This is a genomic window from Streptomyces sp. SM1, assembly GCF_002910825.1.
Classification (GTDB): Bacteria; Actinomycetota; Actinomycetes; order Streptomycetales; family Streptomycetaceae; genus Streptomyces; species Streptomyces okerensis.
Window position 1 is genome coordinate 1 of the sequence record NZ_NEUB01000176.1, and the last position, 1,963, is coordinate 1,963.

General features: G+C 70.1%; 2 protein-coding genes. Both read left to right on the plus strand.

The features are described from left to right. Window positions 1-440 precede the first annotated feature (440 nt). Window positions 441-1,580: a sugar ABC transporter substrate-binding protein gene (locus tag B9S61_RS03990; RefSeq protein WP_374936179.1), complete on the plus strand. Its 1,140-nt coding sequence runs from the start codon at window positions 441-443 to the stop codon at window positions 1,578-1,580. A gap of 117 nt (window positions 1,581-1,697) precedes the next feature. After that, window positions 1,698-1,910, plus strand: coding sequence for a DUF4287 domain-containing protein (locus B9S61_RS03995; RefSeq protein ID WP_103540940.1), 213 nt, complete (start codon window positions 1,698-1,700; stop codon window positions 1,908-1,910). The last annotated feature ends 53 nt before the right edge of the window (window positions 1,911-1,963 follow it).

Consider the following 1,963-nt stretch of genomic DNA (forward strand, 5'->3'; position numbering starts at 1 on the left):
CGGCCGCGGTGGTCGCCGGTCCGGGAACGGTGCGGCCGCCGATGACACCGGGCGCGATGTCGGGTGCGTAGGCGCCGCAGCCGGGGCAGACCAGGGCGCCGTTCAGATGCCGGCGGCATGTGGAGCAGTAGTCCATCCGCTGTCTTCCTGGGTCGTCGTACCGGCCGTCCGGAAGGTGGCCGGTACGGAGCGGGGGACAGCAACGCTAGCCAGGCCCGGGACCCACTGTGTGCAGCCCGTGTGCCGCTCCTGCGCACATTCCCGGCGTGCCGCGCGAGAAGATCGTGAGCACGCGTGCCGCACCACCGCACAACGGACACACTGCTGACCAACGTCAAGGGTATGGCCGGAAGTTGACCTTGACGTCCTACCGAGGTGCCGCGTTGGCTGTCCAGCCACTCGGCCGCCCACGCCGCACGCCCGCCCGGAAGGCACCACACGTGAACCCCCGTACCACGCACGCCCCCGTTCTCCCGCGCCGCCGCGTCATGCCGGTGGCCGCCACGCTGGCGGCCCTCTCGCTGACCGGGTGCGGAGTCATCGGCGCGACCGACGACGGCGCCTCGGCGCCGGAGGCCAAGAGCTACGACATCACCGTGGGCCTGCTGCTGCCGGACACGGACACGGCGCGCTTCGAGAAGTTCGACTACCCGCTCATCAGGGACCGGATCTCCTCCCTCACCAACAAGCAGGGCAAGGTCGTCTACCAGAACGCCCAGGGCAGCATGAAGCGGCAGAACGAGCAGTTCGGGCAGATGGTCGCGGACCGCGTCGACGTGATCCTGGTCAACGCGGTGGACTCCAAGGCCATCGCGCCGGCCGTGCGCAAGGCCAAGGAGGCGGACATCCCCGTCATCGCCTACGATCGTCTCGCCGAGGGGCCGATCGACGCGTACGTCTCGCACGACAACGAACTCGTCGGCCAGGTACAGGGCCGGTCCCTCGTGACCGCGCTCGGCGGCAAGGCCGAGACCAGCAAGGTCGTCATGATGAACGGCGAGCCCGCCGACCCGAACACGGCGCTGTTCAAGAGGGGCGCGCTCAGCGAACTGGACGGCAAGGTCGACCTCGCCAAGACCTACGACACCAGGAAGTGGCTGCCCGAGGTCGCCGCGGAGAACATGCGCAAGGCCCTCAAGGAGATCGGCGCCGGCAATGTCGCCGCCGTCTACTCCGCGAACGACGGCATGGCCGGCGCCGTCATCGAGGCGCTCGAGGACGCCGGGGTGACGGATCTGCCGCCGGTGACCGGTCAGGACGCGGACCTCGCGGCGGTGCAGCGGATCGTGGCGGGCACCCAGCACATGACGGTGTACAAGTCGTTCCTGCTGGAGGCCACCGGGGCCGCGGACATGGCGGTGGCCAAGGTGCAGGGGCGCTCGATCCAGTTCGACGCGCTGGCCCGGGACCGCATCGACAGCCCCACGCAGAAGGACATCCCGGCGATGCTGGTCCCGGTGGTCGCCCTCACGGAGGAGAACATCCAGGACACGGTGCTCGACGACGGCGTCTACACGGTCGAGGACATCTGCACCGAGGACTACGCGGCGGACTGCGCGAAGATCGGCCTCACCTCCTGAACCGCGGTGCCGCGCGGCAGGGTGACGCGGATCACAGCTCTGTGGCGATCACTCTCGACGCCTCCCCCGGTCATCCAAGACGAGACCACGACGCGAGCGAGAGAAGGAGCGCCAGGTATGACCGCACAGGCGAAGGGCCCCGCGAGCTATTTCCCGGCGATCGAGAAGAAGTACGGCCGGCCGGTCGCGGAGTGGAAGGACCTCATCCGCGCGTCGCCGCTGACCCGGCACATGGAGCTCGTCGCCTGGCTCAAGACCGAGCACGGCCTGGGGCACGGCCACGCCAACGCCCTCGTCGCCCACACCCTGGCCGAGGACAGCGGCGCCTGACCCCCGCCCGGGCGCGACGGTGCCCGCCGCCCTCTCCGCAGGGCGGCGGGCAC